We start from the raw sequence: 16,322 nt of genomic DNA on the forward strand, positions 1-16,322 counted from the left end.
CCCCTGGTGACTGCTGTCACCACCTGGTGGGCGAGGCGGCCCGGAGCGCACCGAACGGGGACCAATCCATCGAGTGGGTTCTGCTAGCGTGCGCCGCCGTATGTACCTGCACGAGCTAAAGGTCGCGAACCTCAAGTTGATCCGCGACATGACCATCCCGTTCCTCCATGAGGGGAAACCCCGTCCCTGGACGGTCTTCGTCGGAGAAAACGGCCTCTGCAAGACCTCGCTGCTGAGGGCGATCGCGCTCGCCGCGACCGGGCCCGAGCGAGGCAATCAGCTTGGAGCGGCATTCATCGCCACCATGCCCGATAAACGGCAAGACGATGCGCTCGTCACCATCGAGGCGACCTTTGGCTTCAGCGAGTCACTCCATGGACAGCGTACGTATCCGGGCCTGGAAGGACTGAAGCCGGCGCGTCCCCCACGCCTCTCAAGCCGACTCACCACCTCCGCACGAGTTGGCGTTCTGCGCGGCAGCTCCCACTACCTGGATGATTCGGGGGCTCAGTTGTCGAGCCCAGCATTGGCTTTAATCGACCCGCTCCAGGAAGCACGGGCCACCGGGTTGCACATGTGGTTTGTTGCCGGCTACGGAGTGAGCCGCAATATTCCACAGCCGCTAAGCACCTCGGGACGTGTCTACGTCGCGGAGCTTGACCGGTTGCAGTCGCTGTTCGATGGGCCGCCGCTCATTGCCACGGACTTCGTGAGCCGATTCGAGCCCGAAACCGCCCGCACGTTCGGTGCCGAGCTCCGGCGGGCCTTCGTCGAGCACGAACTGCTCCCCGACGTCAAAGACCTCCTGTTGATGGGCAGGGGTGGAATCAGTGACCCAAAGACTCTGGTCGCCGCGAACCGCTTCACGATGAAGCTGCCCTCAGGGGAGGAGTTGCGAATTCCCGCGCTTTGGATGTCTCATGGCTATCAGTCCACCATCGCGTGGATCGCGGACCTCGTCGGACAGGTTTGGAGTGAAGCCGGAGGTCCAATTCCATTGGATGAGATCGAGGGCCTTGTCCTCATCGATGAGATCGATCTCCATCTCCATCCGACTTGGCAGCGCGGCCTCATTCGCTCGCTTCGACACGCGCTTCCACGCGTCCAGTTCGTTGCGACGACCCACTCGCCGATGGTGCTACCCGGACTGGAATCACACGAGATCTTCATCCTAGAGCAGGAGGACGACGGCAGCGTGCGGTGGAATCAGTCGACGCAGCAGCCCCGCCTGTTGACCGGCGGAGAGATTTACGAGCGCTTCTTCGACATCCGCTCCGTCTATCCAGACGAGCACGCACAGAAGCTGCACCGGTACCTCCGGCTCGCATCTGACGAATACCGAAGTGACGACGACGATGGAGAGATGGTCAAGCTCAGGGCGTGGCTCCAGGATGAGGGCGTGCCCGTTGCGTACGAGCCAGTCCCCAGGAGGCAAGCGTGATCCGCGTAGATAGAGGTGCGGAGCCCCACGAGTTGCCAGAAATCCGGCGAAATGAGCGTGACCGCTTTCGGGTTGTCTTCGCGTCGAGGGGATTTGACCGGGATGCGCTCGGGACGCGCTACACAGAAGTGAAGGAGATCCTCTGGCGTAGTCAGCGGTTCAAGTGTTGCTATTGCGAGAAGCTTTGCGAAGTGGCCGGCAACGATCTTGAGCATTACCGGCCAGCGTCACTCTACTGGTGGCTTGCTTGGACGTGGGAGAACCTTCTGTTAGCCTGTCCGAACTGCAATCGGTGGGCGAAGAACGACGAGTTCCCGCTGGTCGACGAGACAGCCCGGCTCCGGCCAGAGGAAGATGCGCCTCGGAGCGAGCAGCCACAACTTGTCGACCCAGCCGCGGAGGACCCGCTCGACGCGATCCAGTTTGTGCTGGACGCGGCATCGGGTCGCTGGCTGCCTCGACCTCGCGGCGCGAGTGTTAGAGGCGCGGAGACGATCCGTGTGTTGTCGCTAGACCGGCAGGCGCTGCTAGAACTCTTCCAGCGCCACGTGAGTCAGTACGTGATGCCCGAAGTCGAGCATCTTCGTGAATTGATGCGGATTGGCAATGAGCAGGCCGTGCGTGACGCCTGGAATCGCTGGGTTCCACGAGTGCTCCAGCGGACCGCCTACTATGCGGCGCTCACGTACGACGTGTTGGAGCACTACTTTCCTGACGGCGAGCGGCAGCGTTGGGGGCTGGCGCTGCCGAGGCCGTAACCTTTCAAGCTTGGTTTCATCCCAAACTCCTCGGGATGCGCTACGCCCGGTAGGTGCGTGCCACCGTCTCCATGCGCTCGGCGGCCTCGCGCAGCGAGTTCGTGGCCCGCGTGGTGGCCTGCACGCCCTGCATGGTCTCGTCCATCAGCGAGGACAAGTCCGTCACCGCGGTGAAGATCTGTGCGATGCCCGCGTTCTGCTGGCTCACCGCGACGGCGATCTGCCGGGCCGCCCCCGCGTTGTCCCGCACGATGGAGGTCAGCTCTCGCAGGCTCTCGCCGCTGGCCTTGATCTGCGCCAGCCCGTCCTGCATCTGGTGCTGCCCCTTCTCCGTCATCTTCACCGTCGCTTCGATGGACCTGCCGATGTCCTCCAGCAGCTCGCGCACCCGGTCCGTGGACTCGATGGACTGGTCGGCCAGGGCACGAATCTCCCGCGCCACCACGCCGAAGCCCTTGCCGTGCTCGCCCGAGCGCACTGCCTCGATGGCCGCGTTGAGCGCCAGCATGTTGGACTGATCCGCCAGGTCCTTCACCGTCTGGGCAATCTCTCCAATCTGCTGGGTGCGGTTGCCCAGCAAGAGGATGGTGCCGGCCAGCTTCCCCACCTTCTCGTGCAGATCCTGCAGCCCCGCGAGGCTGGCGCCCAGGGTCGTCTCGCCCACGCTGCCCACTTCCTCGGCCCGTGTCGTCACCTCCAGCACGGCCCGCGAGCGCTCCTCCGCCATCTTCGAGGTCTCTCGAATCTCCTGCGCGGTGACTTGCGTCTCCTGGATGGCAGCCGCCTGGCGCGCGAGGTTGCGCTCCTGATTCTCGGTCGCCTTGCTCAGCTCAGTCACGGCGCCGGTGAGCGTGCGCGTGCCCTGCTGGAGGCCCACTGTCGTCTGCAGCAACTGCTCCATCATCCGCGAGAAGGCGGTGGCCAGCTCACCCACCTCGTCCCGGGTGTGCACCTCCACGCGGTGCGAGAGGTCTCCATCCTCCAGGACGTGTGTCACCGCCTGGTTCAGCGCGGAGATGGGGCGGGCGATGCCGCGCGCCAGCCACCACGCGCCCGCGACGGCCAGCGCCAGGAAGAACCCCAGCATGCCGAGCGCCGCCGAGGCTGCCTGCGCCAGGGGGGCATAGGCCTCCGAGGCGTCCAATCGAGCCACGAAGAGCCAGCCGTCCCCCACGTCCCGCACGTCCGAGCCGTTCGTGGTCTCCTCGGACACAGGCCGCACCAGGGGCGCGGCGTCGGCGGGACGCGAGTCGAAGAGGACCGTGCCATCCGCTCGCCGCACCTCCAGGGAGAAGCTGCCCTGGGCGCGATCCTGCGCCCGCTGCACCGAGGCCTTCACCACGTCCCTCACCTGGCTCCAGTCGTACGCGGCGAGCAGCACGCCCAGGCGGGCGCCACTGAGCGGGCTCATCACCGGTGCGGCCAGCGGCAGCACCCGCTTGCCGAAGACCGGATCCTTCTCCCGGGTGAGTCCATTGGCAGTGAAGCGCCCCTCGAGCGCCGCCCGGTACCACGCCGTCTCGAGCACCTCGCGCTCCCGCCCCTGGAAGGCCTTGAGCAGCGCCTCCGAGCTGGCCGACACGGCCCGGCCCTTCTCGTTGAAGAGGACGAAGCCGCTGATGGAGGCATGGTTCTTCGCCAGCCCCGCGAGCACCGCATCGCTCTTGTCAAAGGTGTCGAAGAGCAGCGCGCCGCGCAGGATGGCGTCCTCGGACCAGCTCCGCACGCTCGCTTCGCGCTCGGCCAGCGTCCGCTCCACCAGATCCTTGAGGCCCTCGACCTCCGCCTTCAGCGTGGCGTGGATCTGCTTGGACAGCGTGCTCCGCGTGAAGGACAGGCCCAGGCCCGTGATGGACAGGATGGAGAGGGCCGACAGCAGCGCCACGGACAGGGTGATGCGGCCGCGCAGCTTGAGGCCACCCAGGAGGGGGAGGTTCATGGTTTCAGAGCTCGAGCAGAGAGAGGGACACGGTGAGGGCGCCGATGACGCGGGCGCCGTCCTTCACCGGCAGGGACACCTGGAGGACATAGGACTGGGTGGACTCGTCGAAGAAGGGCTTCTCGCGCAGCTCCCCGCCCCGGCCACCGTTGAAGGACTCGAGCCACTTCGGCTCATCACCCTGCCAGTAGTCGGACGTGCGGCGCGTGGCGCCCACCAGCGCGCCCTGGTTGTCCATGACGAAGGCCTCGGCGACCGCCCGGCCCAGCCGATCCTGATGGCGCGCCAGCAAGCGCGCGCACGGGCTGCCCAGCAGTTGGCGCTTGAAGGGGGTGAGGGCCAGGCTCGCGCGCCACTCCTCATCTCGTTTCTGCACGGTGTCCAGGGGCACGCGCCGCGCGTTCTGCCGCTTCACCTCCCGCACCACCGCCGGGTCCGCGGCCATGCGCCGCAGCTCGGGCATCAGCCCGTCCACCTTCTTCAACTGCGCCGCGCCATCCGGCGGCACGTGCGCCAGCAGCAACCACGAGACGAGTGTCCACATCGACATGTGGCACCCAGTCTACCCGGTGGGGGCACGGCTCCGTCCGGGGCCCTGGCTCCTGCTCCCCCTCCATGCGGACACGGAAGGCCGGCCACCTGGCGGGCGTACGCCTCTCGTCCCGAGGCAGTGTTGGGCGCGCTTCACTCCGTAGTCGCCCATGACTGGTGTCGCATGAATGCTTACATCACTCGGAGTCGACTCAGAGTGAGGGCCCTGGACGGGCGCCACCCTCGTCCACAGGTGGCGAGCGCGGTCCGTGCGCGAGGCGAGGGGCTGGGGTAAAGGGACCGCCATGAACGAGAACCTGCGAATCGCCGTGGTGGGTGCCACGGGCGTGGTGGGCACCGAGGTGCTCTCCACCCTGTTGCAGCGGGACTTCCCCGCCGAGCAACTCACCGTGCTGGCCTCGGAGCGCTCCGAGGGCGAGGAGCTGGAGTACGGGGAGGAGACGCTGGAGGTGGAGCCGGTTTCCGCCGAGACGTTCCGGGGCGTGGGGCTGGTGCTGCTGGCGACGCCGGCGGACGCCTCGCGCACCCTCGCCCCCATGGCCCAGGCCGCGGGTGCCTGGGTCGTGGACGTGAGCTCCGCCTTCCGCGCCGAGGGCAACGTCCCGCTGGTGCTCCCTGGCTTCAACTCCGAGCTGCTGGGCGCCTCCTTCAAGGGCCGCATCGTCTCGTTGCCCTCGGCGGTGACGACGGCGGTGGCCAACATCGTGGAGCCGCTGCGTCAGGCCTTTGGCGTGACCCAGGTGCAGGTGACGGCCCTGATGGGCGTGTCCTCCTCGGGCCAGCGGGGCCTCAAGGAGCTGGAGCAGCAGACGGCGGCGCTTCTGTCCGGCCGCGAGCCCGAGGCGCACGTCTTCCCCCACCGCGTGGGCTTCAACCTGGTGCCCCAGGTGGGCGCCCTGATGGCCAACTCCCCCTGGACGGAAGAGGAGGCCGGTTGGACGCTGGAGTGCGCGCGCCTCTTCGCCGGCAAGGGCGAGGTGCCCGTGGTGGCTGGCACCGCCGTGCAGGTGCCCACCTTCTTTGGCCATGGACTGAGCCTGAGCGTGCGGCTGAAGAAGCCCGCCCCGGTGGACCAGGCACGCGAGGCCCTCAAGGGCTCGCCCGCACTCAAGGTGCTGGATTCACCCGCGGAGAAGGTCTACCCCATGCCCAGCCTGGTCACCGCGGACCCCACCATCCATGTGGGCCGCCTGCGCTCCTTCCCCCAGTCCCCCGAGTGGCTCACCCTCTTCGCCACCGTGGACAACGCCGGCCGGGGCGCCGCCCTCAACCTGGTGGAGGCCGGTTTGCGGCTCGCAGAGCGCACCGCCTGACAATTTGGCAAGCCCGCCGGGCCGTCCCTGCCCATTTGGCCGGGGGCGGGGCTCCTCTCCCTCTGGGGACCCAGGGAGGAGGGCCGGGTTTCTGCTGGCCCCCGGCTTGCTAACCTCCTTCCCGCCTATGCGTAACCTCCTCCTTACCGCAACGGTCCTCCTGTCGTCCGCGGCGTTCGGACAGACCGGGTCGCTCCAAATCACGGTTCAATCCGTGGCCAACACGGACGCCATGAGCGTTGGCCCGAACTCCTGTGGACAGACGAGCGCCTTCAACTGGCAGGTGGTCGGCTCTCCCTGTGCCGAGATCGCCATGTGGATCACCACCGACTCGGACTGCCGGGACTCAGCCTCCGCGCAGACGGCGGGGTCGTTCTACTCCCTGCCCTCCATCTCGCTGAACGACATCAGAACGTCGGGCAGCAGCGGGACGAAGACCTTCGAGGTGTCCAGGCTGCCCATCTTCACCTCCTCTGGCTCGGACGGTGGGACAGCGGTGACGTGCAGTGCCGACGTGGAGATCGAGTCCACGATGCGGCTGTGTGCCTCGACGAAGTCGTATGATTTCTACGGGCAGTGCAGCTCCACCGTGGTGAAGGCGACGGCGCCGCTGGAGATCTCCTACGACACGAAGCGGCCCGGTGCGCCCACTATCGAGAGTGTGGCGGCGCTGGACAAGGCGCTGAAGGTCACGGTGGATGCTCCGGATGACGCCGTCCAGGTGAAGGTGGTGGCGATGCTGGAGGGCGCCCAGGTCACCTCCAAGACGGAGGGCGTGGACCGCGACGCCGTCACGGTGGAGAACCTGGTGAACGACAAGACCTACCAGCTCGAGGCCTACTCCATTGACGGGGCGGGCAACGTGAGCCTGGCGTTCGCCACGGCGGAGGGCACGCCCAACAGGACGTTGGGCTTCTATGAGAAGTACCGGGAGGCGGGCGGCGAGGAGATGGGGTGCGGTGCCACGGGCGGAGGTTTCGCGGGCGGTGCGATACTGGCTGCCCTGGGGTTCTGGCTGTTCTCAAGGAGAAATCGTTCATGACTCGAGCAGTGGCCCTCGGCGTCGCGGTAGTGCTCACCGCGCTCCCAGGCATGGCGCAGGAGACGTCCGATGTGCCCAACCAGTCGCCCCGCAGCGGGTCCGTGGAGTTCCGGCTCGGGGGGTACCGGCCGGCGCTCGACTCGGAGGCGGCGCTCAACGGCGCAACGCCGTTCAAGGACATCTTTGGCACCTCCAACATGCTGCTCTTCGAACTGGAGATGCAGCGCTTCTTCTATCAGGGGATCGGCACGGCGGGCGTGAGCGTGTCGGCGGGGTACGCGGAGAAGTATGGCGACGCCCTGACGCAGGCGAATGATCCCTCCGCGGAGCGCACCGGCATCCACGTGGTGCCCCTGCGCGTGCGCGGCGTCTACCGGTTCGACTACCCGGCGTTCTACTGGGGCATTCCGCTGGTGCCCTACGTGAAGCCCGGTCTCGTCTTCTCCCCGTGGTGGGTCACCAAGGGCGGCAAGATTGAGGCGCCAGCCGTGGGAGGCCAGGGCCGCGGTATGCGGTTCGGCTGGGAAGTGGTCGGTGGTATCGCCTTCATGCTGGACGTGCTGGAGCCGCGGCTGGCGCGCGACTTCGACTCGGACCTGGGCGTGAACCACAGTTATCTCTTCGCCGAGTACACCTACTCGAAAGTGAACAACTTCGGCAGCAAGGGCTTCGATCTCTCCGACTCGTACTGGATGTTCGGTCTGGCGCTGGATTACTAGCCCGTACATGAGAGCCCATGTGCGCGTCTCCCCTCGAGCCCTGACAATCCTCTTGATGGTGGCCGTGGCCCTGGTGGGTCCCGGCTGCCGGAGGGCGGTGAAACCCGAGGCGGGGGGAGATCGCACGGTGGAGGCCGGCGTTCCGGTGGGCTTCGGCTCCGAGGCCAAGGACGCGCCGGAGGTGACGTGGGACTTCGGGGACGGCTCGCCGCCGCAGCAGGGCGCGCGGGTGTTCCACGCCTTCGAGCGCGCGGGCAGCTACCCGGTGCGCGCGACGGAGAAGGGCGAGGTGCTGGCCAGCGCCACGGTGACGGTGGTGTTCCGGCCGGTGCTGCGCGCCATTCCCGCCGATGCGGAGGTGGCCATCTTCTTCCCCCAGCTGCGCGGCAATGTGGAGCCGCTGGTGGGGTTCTTCTCGCGGATGCTGGGGCAGGCCCAGGCGCGTCAGGCGCTGGAGGAAGCTCCGCTGCTGTCGCTGGTGCTGCGTGAGCTGCGCGGCGAGCCCCGGCTGGTGGATCCGGAGGAGGGCGTGGGCTTCTTCTCGCTGCCCGGCTTCGAGGGCACCGTGGCGTTGCTGGGCGTGACGGACACCCAGGGCGCGCTGGAGGCGGTGGTGCAGGAGCTGGAGTCCGGGGGCGCGCGCGTCGTGGGGCGCGGGCCCGAGGGCACCGTGCGCTTCCAGCGGGAGAGTGGCACGTCGATGCTGCTCTTCCCGGACCGGGGCTACCTCTACCTGGTGGTGCCGGACTCGCCGGAGGAGGAGGAGCCGGAGGGGCCAGAGGAGGAGCAGGCGAGTGGGCGCATCGAGAAGGTGTTGGCCCAGGAGGGCGGGACGGAGGCCGCGGACGAGGAGGCGATTCGCGCGCGGATCGTGGGGATGAGCGGACCGGGGCTGTCCGAGCTGCCGCTGCTCACGGAGCTGAGGCCGAAGGTGGGGGCGGGCAACGTGCACCTCTTCGCGCGGGCCGCGGAGGGGGACACCTCTGAGGGCATCCGGGGCCTCTGGGCGGCGCTGAAGGTGGAGGAGGACAGCGCGGACCTGGAGGGCTGGGTGGCGTTGGACAAGTCGCTGTTCGCGGGCAAGAGCGGGCCCGGCTCGGAGCTGTTGGGCAAGGCGCCCGCGGGGCCCATCGGCGCGTTGATGGTGTCCATGCCGCCGGAGGAGCTGTCCAAGCTCGTCTTTGGTGCGCCCGGCTCGGAGCGCCGCGAGCGGACGATGCTGCGGCTGAAGGATCAGGGCTTCGACGCAGCCGGCGCGGACAGTCTGGTGAGCGCGCTGCGCGGAGACCTGACGATGCTGGCCTACTTCGACGCGGTGGCCTTCTACCGCAACTTCTTCCTGGGTAACCGGCGGCCGGAGCCGCGCGGCACGCTGCTCTTCCAGGCGGGGCTCGTTCGCTCCGAGCCGGTGGTGGAGTGGCTCACCGGACGACTCAAGTCGCGCGGGCAGCCCTTCGAGGTGGTGAAGGGCCAGGACGCCACGCGCCTGCGCACGCGGGTGATGGAGCAGCCGGTGGAGATCACCATCACGGCGGACCGGCTGATGGTGACGGGCGGCGAGTCGCTGGGAGCCCGTACTCCGGGGGACCTGGGGGGAGCCCTGCGCGAGCGCTTCGGCGCCCAGTCCTTCGAGCCCGGCCACCTGTCGGCCATGGTGGACGTGGGCCGGCTGCGCGCCGAGCTGGATGCGCCCCAGGAGGTGCCTGGGGTGTCTCCGCAGCAGTTGCCCGTGGCCCGCTCGCTGGTGGGCACGATGATGGATCAGCTGCCGCCTGTAGAGAGTATCTTCATCGACTTCGCGCCCGAGGAGGGCGGCGGCCGTTTCCGGGCTCGCACCGTGCTCCGGCCGCGTACCAGGTAGGGAGCCGTGCCCGAGACCATCACCGTCCTGTATTTCGCTGCGGCGCGCGAGCGCGTGGGGCTGTCCCGTGAGTCGCTGGAGGTGCCTCCGGGCACGCGGGTGACGGACGTGCTGCGCCTGCTGGCCACGCGTCACCCCACGCTGGCGCCCCTGCTGCCCCACCTGCGGGTGGCGGTGAACCAGGAGTTCTCCGACGCGGAGGTCGTGGTGCCCGCCGGCGCCGAGCTGGCCCTCATCCCTCCCGTGGCCGGGGGCAGTGGTGGCCTGTTCCGCGTGGTGGACCGGCCGCTGCGGCTGGAGGAGGTGGTGGAGGCGGTGTCTGGCGAGGCGTATGGAGGGCTCGTGACCTTCTCCGGCTCGGTGCGCAACCAGACGCGCGGCCGGCGCGTGCTGAGGCTGGAGTACGAGGCCTATCCGCCCATGGCCGAGAAGAAGTTGGCGGAGATCGGTGCCGAGGTGGCCGAGCGCTTCAACGGGACTCGGCTGGCGATCGTGCACCGGGTGGGGACGCTGAAGCCGGGCGAGCTGGCCGTGGTCATCGCCGCCGCCGCGCCCCACCGCAAGGAGGCGTTCCTCGGGTGCGAGCACGCCATCGAGCGGCTCAAGCAGGACGTCCCCATCTGGAAGAAGGAGTTCTTCGAGGACGGCGAGGTGTGGGTGGGCCTGGGGCCCTGAGATTTATATCCCCTCTCCCGAGGGGAGAGGGGATATGGCCGCGGTGGTCCGCACTGGTTCCCAGGGGCACTCCTTCGCGGGTGTGCATCTACCTGAATTAGTGGACGCCGAGGTTTGCGGGCAGCGTCTTCACCCCTGCGTCGGGCTGCTGCGCATCCGGGGAGATGGGCCGCGCCGGCGTGTCCACTCCGAGCCGCTTGCGCTCGGCCTGCTCGCGCTCGCGCGCCGCCTGGAGGGCACGGGCGTTGGACTCGGCCATCTTCTCGGGCGAGGGCCCCGCGAAGAGGAAGCCCACCGGCAGGCTGAGGAAGAGGGCCGCCCCCATCGCCACCCAGCCCAGGTCGCGCAACCGCACCGCCGCCTCGCGCTTGCCCGCCACGGAGTAGGTGATGTGCAGGGCGAGCTCGCCCTCGCGCAGGCGCAGCAGATCGTCCCGGGTGAGCTCCACCCAGGTGCGCTCCCCGGTCCGCTGTAGCTCCGCGTCCGGCACCGGGCGGAAGGCATCGCCACGCCGGCTGCGCTCGACGCGCGCGGCGGGAGGGACGAAGACGCGGTAGCCCTGCTCGGTACGCTCGGCGAGCAGGAAGGGCTCCTCCGGCAGGGTGAAGCCGTAGAGCGGCAGGGCCGTCTTCTCGTCTTGTGCGGCGAGTACGCGCTCCTGCTCGGGACCGAAGCTCCACACCTCGTTGCGGGTGGTGCCCCAGAAGAGCTCGCAGAACAGGCCGTCGTGCTTCACCGTGGTGCTCATGGGAGGGGAGCATAGGGCCTTCCCGGGGCCTTGGCGCCTCCTTCAGGTGAGGGAGCGTTGTCCGGGGGGCACTTCCGGCCGGGTGCACAGCGGCTGGCCGGGCGCGGGCCCTCAGTTTCCGAGCCCGTCCGCCCGCTGGGGAAGGCCGCCGTCGGAAGCCGCTGGTGCAGGGAGGGTGGCTGCCGCGGGGCTCACTGCGCCCGCGTCGGGCGGGGCCACCACGGCGGTGGTGCGGGTGCGCCGCAGGTGCTGGCGCAGGTCCGCGAGCGCCACCGTCAACACCACGCCCAGCAGCACGAGGAAGCCCACCGCATGCACCACCGTCTCCACTCGGGGCGGCACCTTGCGGCGGCTCACCGCCTCGACGAGGACGAAGAGCATCCGCCCCCCATCCAGCGAGGGCAGGGGCAGCAGGTGGAAGAGGGCGAGTGCCAGCGAGAGGGTCACCACCACGCGCATGAAGGAGCCCAGGCCACTGCCCGCCGCGCCCGAGGACTGCTTCACCAGCCCCACCGGGTTGGCGTCTGCCATGCTCCGCCGCCCCTGGAGCAGACCGACGAGCATCCGCGTGCCCTCGGCTACCACAGTGCCCGTGTGCGCCACGGACTGCAGCAGCGCCTGGCCCGGGCCATGGGTGCGGTACACGTACTGCTGGCTCACGCCGATACGGCCCTCGCCCCGCTCGTCCGGACGCGGGCGCACCGTCACCTCGCGAGGCTCACCCTCGCGCTGCACGCCCAGCTTCAGCTCGCGGCCGGGGTTCTGGGCGATGAGCTCCACGAAGCCGGTCCAGCTCTCCAGCGGCTGGCCGTCCACGCTGACGAGGCGGTCTCCTGGCAGCAGCTGGGCGCGCGCGGCCTCCGAGCCGGGGTTGATGGTGCCCACCGTGAGTGGCACCACCACGTGCGTGCCCGAGGTGTAGAGCGCGAAGAGGATGCCCAGCGCGAACAGCCAGTTGGCCAGCGGCCCCGCCACCAGCACCAGCATCCGCCTCCACGGTTTCTGCGACGAGAAGTTCGTGGGGTCTGCTGCATCCACTCCCGGCTCGTGGGGGTTCATCCCGCGGATGCGCGTGGAGCCACCCAGCGGGACGGCGCCGAAGACGTAGTCCGTCCCCCGGAGCCGCAGGGTGAAGACGGCCGGGCCGAAGCCGAGCGTGTACCGGTCCACCCGGACGCCGAGCAGCCGGGCGGCCACGAGGTGCCCCAGCTCATGCAATGCCACGAGCAGGCCGAGGGCGAAGAGGAGGGGGAGGTAGTGCATCCGGGTGTGCCGTGTCTCAGAGCTTCCGCCGCTGGCCTGTCCGCTTGTAGGCCAGGTAGTCGGCGAGGATGGTGCCGTGGTCGAAACACAGCTCCGTTGGCATGCCATCCACCGGGAAGGCCAGGGCCTCGGCCGCATCGTCCGCGCCTGCCGGCTCGCCCTTCGCCCGGCAGATGTAGACGGTGGAGACGGTGTGCTTACGCGGGTCCCTCGCCGGGTCCGAGTAGGTGAAGAACTGCTCCACCACTTCGACGTCCAGGCCGGTCTCCTCCTTGGCCTCTCGCGCCGCGGCGAGGTCCAGCCGCTCGCCCTCGTCCACGAAGCCGCCGGGCAGTGCCCAGCCCAGGGGCGGGTTCTTGCGGCGGATCAGCACGAGACGCTCCCCTGGCAGCTCGATGATGCAGTCCACCGTGGGGATGGGATTCTTGTACGGAGCCATGGAGCGACCAGTCTAGCCGCTGGTCCCGCCATTGCATCCTGCATGTGCGCGCTGGCTGCGCTAGCCTGCACCCCGTGGCCGCCAACCGACTGTTCCGCTCGCTCCTGCTGTCCGCTCTGGCTCTCTCGCTCGGCGTGGGCTGCACCAACGCCTACCTCCAGAACGAGGGCCCCTACGAGATCACGGCCGTGGAGGTGATCCGCGACGACTGCTTCCTGCTCGACGCGACCCGGTCCTCCTCGGTCAAGGAGAGCTGGGACACGGGAGAGCTCATCATCACCGGTGAGGTCGTCCGCATGAACTACGAGCTGATGGACATGCAGCTCATCGGGGCCTTTCTCGAGGGGGGCTCGATGGATGACGACGGCTTCATGCTCGACGGCAGCGTGGCCAATGCCTCGTTCACCACGGGCGACGGGACTCAATGCACCGTGGAGCAGGCGACGGTGCACCTGGAGGCCACGACCCAGTGCGCCACGCAGTTCGATGGCGTGATGCGCATGCGCTACGAGCCGCGCGTCCAGCAGCCCCAGTGCGCCTGCGAGGTGTGGATGCGCTATCAGGCCGTCCAGGGGGGGCGCTCCTGCACCATCGCTCCTTGAGGCGGAGCAGGTGAGAGTCGCTTCGCCGAGGGCCTGCCGAAGATGCGCTTGGGGATAACGGAATCTACCGTCCCCCGAGCAGTGGTACCTTCTTCCAGTGTTCCTCGATGCGTTGCTTGTAGCTCTCTGGTACGGGGAGCTCGCCACGTAGACTCCTCCAGGAATCAAGCGTGGCTTCCACAGCTGTTTTCACGATCGGGAGTACGTCATCGCCGCCAAGCCCGAGTTTGCGCGCAAGCCGTTCGAATGATTCAAGTGATATCTCCTCGAATCGCTTGGAGCGGGCGAGATTCAGCGCCAGGGTCTCATTGGGCATGTATTGGATGGTTGAGACGAGGTCGTACGCTGGCGAGAGTCTTGCGTGGATGCCATCTGGGTACAGCAGGGACCAGTTCTTGTGGTGGGCATCCCCATTGCCAATGGCGATGATGAAGACAAGCCGGCGTAGGAACTCGTGGAGCGCGTCCAGTCCGGCCACGTTGAGCAATATGTTCGCAGTGGTCTCGTAGTTGTATTTCTTGTACTTCTCGTCCGAGTAGAGCCCAAGGACCTGCGCCATGTCTTCCATGTGGACACGCCGGCCGGGCTCTGGGCGGTCAAAGCGGCGGATGGCGAACGCCATTCCCTCGCGTAACACGACGCCCTCGGGAAGGCCCTCAAGGTCGGCGACCCTTTCCAGATGGAACTCGGGCACATCGATGCCAGTGGCGCGTGCCCAACTCATCATCGAGAATTCGTTTTCTGGTACGAGGGCGTAGCGATTGTCGGGCAGCTTGACAATCCAGTCGCCACCGCGGCCACTCGTGGGGAGCGTCATGCCGCGATCCTGGCGCAACATGGAGAACTTGAGTTGCACGCCAGCCAGAGAGAAGCGGAGTTGTTCCTCAGGGGGCGCGGGGTTTTCCTCGAGTCCTACCATAGGTTCGGAGGCGTCTCCTCTCAACACACCCGCTGGGGTGATGAGGACCGCACCGGGCAGATCCTCACCAAGCCGCGCGATGAGGAAGAACTCCCTTTGTGGGTGCACGCCCATCTTCCCCGCGATGAGCTCTCGAAGGGGTCCCTCTGGGAGAAGGTTCGAGAAGAATGGTAACAAGCGCATTCGGCTCGACCGCCTCCGCGTGAGGTCATCTTCAAATGACTGTCCGAGAACGGGCCGTGGGTACCGCTGACGGTACTCCTCGGAGATGATGAACTCCGTATATTCGTCTTCCAGCAGGTTCAGCGTCCCGACGTGGACATCGCCTAGCCGGACATCAAGGACGCCAATCTCTCTGCTTAGGAGCTGCACTTCAAGCCTCCTCGTCGGTGATGAGCAAGGACTGGAGTGACTTGCGATCCGATTCCAGCCAACGTGCTTTCAAGTCGAGGAACGCCTTGATGTGATGTTCGAGGAATCTCTGCCGGAGAGCCAGGAGCCCTAGTTTGTTTCCTTGCTGGAGTACGGTGAACGCTTCTGAGGGAATACCATGACTGCTGAGCACCTCTGGATGAACGGGTTGCTCAAGGGCGGTGAGCAATGAATGCTTCTCCATTGCAGGATGAAAGAGCCGGTTGGCGAGCCCCTGCATCAGCCTCTTGAGCAGGGGTGCACCCACATCATCGGGGCGAAGTCGCGGGGGGGATGTGATGATGGGACGCAGGGCAGTAGCTCCTTGCGTGCCGACGATAGAGGGAACATCTAGGAACTCGCCGGAGCGGAGATCTCGCGGGTGCAGTGCGAGCAGGGCATTTACCTGCAGCTTGGTTTCCGCAGTACGAAAATTGTAATCGAGCAGGTTCAGTTCCCTGGCGGGAGCCTTGGGAAGCTCGGAGAGCAACGCTTGTATGGACTCGTCTTCAGTCCGGCCAATGGCAGCCAGGCTCTTACGAACGGTGGGAATGCTCTCACCCCTGTGAAAGGTGGTGATGGCACCACGCCAAAGCCATCGCGAGAGCAGCTCGCGTGAGCGTGCGGAAGGCTCGGGATGCAGGTGGAAGAATCGTGCCAGGATGACGAGGGGGAGTTTGTACGGCAGGAGTTCGATGCGAGGAATTCCGGCGTCCCGCTTGAGGAAGACGATGGTGTCGCGCAATGCGCGTTCCGTTTGACGGAGTGCGCTTTTCAAATCATGGTCCCCCTTGAACTGCGACCGGAAGTCCCGGGTAATGTCGAGACCTTCGATGGAGAGAACGGCCTTGAGTAGCCATTCCTCTTCGATGGTGCCAAATTCCATCTCCTCCAGGCTTCGCGACAGAGAGCGAAGATCTGAAGGCTGCTCTCGGCTCAGGCCTCCATGGAGCGAGTGGAAAACGTCGGCTTTGGAGAGTGCCTTGCCCGTGGAGTTCAGTCGCTCGAAAATGATGCGGAGGGTTTCTTCCGCATCGGCTTCGACGATATATGCCGGTATTTGGTACTCCCTGAGCATCTTGCCGAGTTTGATGGCCGTCCTGGTGTGTTCGGGGTGCTCGGCTCGGCCGGAATAGCGGTCCAACCAGTTGAGCAATAGCTCACTGTCCACAACCACGTTCATGGGGAGCCAGTGCGCGGGCAGTTGCTCTCGGCGGGTAGGCCGAACGAAGTCCTCCTTCTCCAGGTCGAAGTAGAGTCTGTAGTTGTCGTTGCCGCCTTCACCATTGAAGTCTGGGTGGAGGAGCACCCCAGTGAGTGCGGTGATGCGCTGTTGGCCATCCACGACCCACAGGGCTTGAGCGGTTTGGGGAGCGTCCAACCTCACCGGACCGATCTCGATGTGGGAGGCGGGCGCCTCGCGCTGCCAGAACAGAAGGGTTCCGATCGGATAGCCTCGATAGACACTGTCCAGCAACTCATTGATGTCCCTGGCAGTCCATTTGAGCGGCCGCTGGAACTTAGGAATGCGGATGCTCCCCTGCCGAACGTGGTCCAGCAGATCCTCGATGCTGAAGGCGGTCGCTCGGGGGCGCCGCGTGAGTGGCGAGGGAGAGGGCATGGCTTTCTTATAGACGAGG

The 16,322-nt window shown here is 67.0% G+C and carries 15 protein-coding genes; 8 read left to right on the plus strand and 7 right to left on the minus strand.

The features are described from left to right. Nucleotides 1-100: 100 nt before the first annotated feature. Together OV287_RS18450 and OV287_RS18455 are read left to right on the plus strand one after the other, a co-directional pair. The gene (locus OV287_RS18450; RefSeq protein WP_267535349.1) at nt 101-1,441 is read left to right on the plus strand and encodes an AAA family ATPase; all 1,341 of its coding nucleotides are present in this window, start codon (nt 101-103) and stop codon (nt 1,439-1,441) included. After that, a complete protein-coding gene (locus tag OV287_RS18455; protein ID WP_267535350.1) occupies nt 1,438-2,199 on the plus strand; it encodes an HNH endonuclease family protein in 762 nt (253 codons plus the stop codon). The genes OV287_RS18450 and OV287_RS18455 overlap by 4 nt, the downstream gene beginning before the upstream one ends. A gap of 40 nt (nt 2,200-2,239) precedes the next feature. Here OV287_RS18455 and OV287_RS18460 read toward each other — a convergent pair whose 3' ends face one another. Both OV287_RS18460 and OV287_RS18465 read right to left on the minus strand, forming a co-directional pair. Further along, nucleotides 2,240-4,138: a methyl-accepting chemotaxis protein gene (locus OV287_RS18460; protein ID WP_267535351.1), complete on the minus strand. Its 1,899-nt coding sequence runs from the start codon at nt 4,136-4,138 to the stop codon at nt 2,240-2,242. 4 nt (nt 4,139-4,142) lie between these two features. Further along, nucleotides 4,143-4,688 (minus strand): PDC sensor domain-containing protein, encoded by a 546-nt coding sequence (locus OV287_RS18465; protein WP_267535352.1) that lies wholly within the window; start codon nt 4,686-4,688, stop codon nt 4,143-4,145. 286 nt (nt 4,689-4,974) lie between these two features. Here OV287_RS18465 and OV287_RS18470 point away from each other — a divergent pair, with 286 nt between their 5' ends. The 5 genes from OV287_RS18470 to OV287_RS56210 all read left to right on the plus strand — a co-directional run bounded on the left by OV287_RS18470 (nt 4,975) and on the right by OV287_RS56210 (nt 10,300). Continuing rightward, entirely contained in the window at nt 4,975-6,003 is a 1,029-nt protein-coding gene (locus OV287_RS18470; protein WP_267535353.1) for an aspartate-semialdehyde dehydrogenase, read from the plus strand. A 127-nt stretch (nt 6,004-6,130) separates the two neighbouring features. After that, on the plus strand, nt 6,131-7,045 hold the full coding sequence (locus OV287_RS18475) for an MXAN_2561 family MXYO-CTERM-anchored protein (protein ID WP_373371833.1): 915 nt from the start codon (nt 6,131-6,133) through the stop codon (nt 7,043-7,045). Next, complete coding sequence (locus OV287_RS18480) at nt 7,042-7,764, plus strand: MXAN_2562 family outer membrane beta-barrel protein (RefSeq protein WP_267535355.1); 723 nt, start codon at nt 7,042-7,044, stop codon at nt 7,762-7,764. The genes OV287_RS18475 and OV287_RS18480 overlap by 4 nt, the downstream gene beginning before the upstream one ends. A gap of 19 nt (nt 7,765-7,783) precedes the next feature. After that, nucleotides 7,784-9,625: a PKD domain-containing protein gene (locus OV287_RS18485; protein ID WP_267535356.1), complete on the plus strand. Its 1,842-nt coding sequence runs from the start codon at nt 7,784-7,786 to the stop codon at nt 9,623-9,625. Nucleotides 9,626-9,631: 6 nt separating this feature from the next. Beyond that, nucleotides 9,632-10,300, plus strand: coding sequence for a molybdenum cofactor biosynthesis protein (locus tag OV287_RS56210; protein ID WP_308809620.1), 669 nt, complete (start codon nt 9,632-9,634; stop codon nt 10,298-10,300). A gap of 97 nt (nt 10,301-10,397) precedes the next feature. On the opposite strand, the gene OV287_RS18500 is transcribed toward OV287_RS56210, so the two are convergent. The 3 genes from OV287_RS18500 to OV287_RS18510 form a co-directional block, all read right to left on the minus strand. Continuing rightward, nucleotides 10,398-11,048, minus strand: coding sequence for a hypothetical protein (locus tag OV287_RS18500; protein ID WP_267535357.1), 651 nt, complete (start codon nt 11,046-11,048; stop codon nt 10,398-10,400). Between the two features lie 111 nt (nt 11,049-11,159). Then, the gene (locus OV287_RS18505) at nt 11,160-12,311 is read right to left on the minus strand and encodes a M50 family metallopeptidase (protein ID WP_267535358.1); all 1,152 of its coding nucleotides are present in this window, start codon (nt 12,309-12,311) and stop codon (nt 11,160-11,162) included. A gap of 16 nt (nt 12,312-12,327) precedes the next feature. Continuing rightward, entirely contained in the window at nt 12,328-12,750 is a 423-nt protein-coding gene (locus tag OV287_RS18510) for an NUDIX domain-containing protein (protein WP_267535359.1), read from the minus strand. A 74-nt stretch (nt 12,751-12,824) separates the two neighbouring features. Between OV287_RS18510 and OV287_RS18515 the strand changes: the two genes are divergently transcribed. After that, complete coding sequence (locus tag OV287_RS18515) at nt 12,825-13,352, plus strand: hypothetical protein (RefSeq protein WP_267535360.1); 528 nt, start codon at nt 12,825-12,827, stop codon at nt 13,350-13,352. 64 nt (nt 13,353-13,416) lie between these two features. On the opposite strand, the gene OV287_RS18520 is transcribed toward OV287_RS18515, so the two are convergent. Further along, nucleotides 13,417-14,643: a type II toxin-antitoxin system HipA family toxin gene (locus OV287_RS18520; RefSeq protein WP_267535361.1), complete on the minus strand. Its 1,227-nt coding sequence runs from the start codon at nt 14,641-14,643 to the stop codon at nt 13,417-13,419. A gap of 1 nt (nt 14,644) precedes the next feature. Then, a complete protein-coding gene (locus OV287_RS18525) occupies nt 14,645-16,303 on the minus strand; it encodes a DUF262 domain-containing protein (RefSeq protein WP_267535362.1) in 1,659 nt (552 codons plus the stop codon). Between the last annotated feature and the right edge of the window lie 19 nt (nt 16,304-16,322).

Origin of the sequence: Archangium lansingense, from assembly GCF_026626635.1 — a bacterium.
GTDB classification, from domain to species: domain Bacteria; phylum Myxococcota; class Myxococcia; order Myxococcales; family Myxococcaceae; genus Archangium; species Archangium lansingense.